Raw genomic sequence first — 880 nt, 5'->3', positions numbered from 1 at the left:
TAGCGTCGGCTTCGCGCAAAACTTCTGCATATTCTTTCTTCACTTCCCCCAAAATACGAACACCTAGGCCAGGCCCTGGGAAGGGGTGGCGATACACCATGTCGTAAGGCAGACCTAGCTCTAAGCCCATCTTACGAACTTCGTCTTTGAATAGCTCGCGTAAAGGTTCAACTAAGTCCATCTTCATATCGTCTGGTAAGCCACCTACGTTGTGGTGAGACTTAATAACATGCGCCTTACCCGTTTTCGCTGCAGCAGATTCGATGACATCCGGGTAAATAGTACCCTGGGCCAAGAAGTCAACGTCTTGAATCTTGGTTGCTTCTTCATCGAAGACTTCAATAAAGGTATTACCAATGATTTTTCGCTTTTTCTCGGGATCAGAAACACCTTCTAACTTACCCAAGAATAAGTCTTCAGCATCAGCACGAATGACTTTGACGCCCATGTTTTCGGCGAACATCTCCATCACCATGTCGCCTTCGTTCTTACGTAACAAGCCGTTATCGACAAAAACACAGGTTAACTGATCACCAATGGCTTTATGCAATAGCGCCGCAACCACTGAAGAATCAACACCTCCAGATAGACCTAGCAAGACCTTCTTATCACCCACTTGGGCACGAACTCGTTCAATCTGATCTTCAATAATCTTTGCTGGCGTCCAAAGTGATTCACAACCACAAATATCTTTTACAAAGTGACTTAAAATACGCTCACCCTGCAGGGTATGCGTTACTTCAGGGTGGAACTGGATACCAAAGAAATTCTTCTCTGCACAGTACATACCAGCAATAGGGCAAGATTCAGTTGAGGCCATCAACTCAAAACCTTCAGGCATCGCAGTAACTTTATCACCGTGGCTCATCCATACATCTAA

Annotated in this window: 1 protein-coding gene; it reads right to left on the bottom strand. The window is 45.2% G+C overall.

What is annotated here, in order from left to right:
• Window positions 1-880: glutamine-hydrolyzing GMP synthase (gene guaA / locus A3766_RS26310; RefSeq protein WP_082907228.1), on the bottom strand; the 880-nt coding region annotated here is incomplete at both ends.

Source organism: Oleiphilus sp. HI0132 (genome assembly GCF_001635845.1).
This window is presented reverse-complemented; position numbering and strand designations above follow the sequence as displayed.